Source organism: Neotamlana laminarinivorans (assembly GCF_020523925.1).
GTDB classification, from domain to species: domain Bacteria; phylum Bacteroidota; class Bacteroidia; order Flavobacteriales; family Flavobacteriaceae; genus Neotamlana; species Neotamlana laminarinivorans.
In genome coordinates this window covers 1-202 of sequence record NZ_JAJAPW010000125.1, presented here as the reverse complement: position 1 = coordinate 202, position 202 = coordinate 1, and the positions used below count along the sequence as shown (strand labels likewise).

At 44.1% G+C, this 202-nt stretch carries 1 protein-coding gene; it reads right to left on the bottom strand.

What is annotated here, in order from left to right:
- Positions 1–202 (bottom strand): Ig-like domain-containing protein (locus LG649_RS16285; RefSeq protein WP_226544848.1); only part of this gene is annotated, 202 nt, incomplete at both ends.

The window sequence follows — 202 nt, the reverse complement described above, 5'->3', positions numbered from 1 at the left end:
TGATAGTTATCGTGCCGGTGCTTGGACCATCGCCGCCAAAACTATCGTCGTCTAATACTACAATGTTTACTGTATCGTCTTCATCTACACTTGCCGTATCGTCTACTGTTGTTGGTACATCATTTACCGAGTTCACTGTAATATCTACCACTGCTGTTTCACAATCGCCATCCGCATCGCAGATCTGATACGTGATTTGATC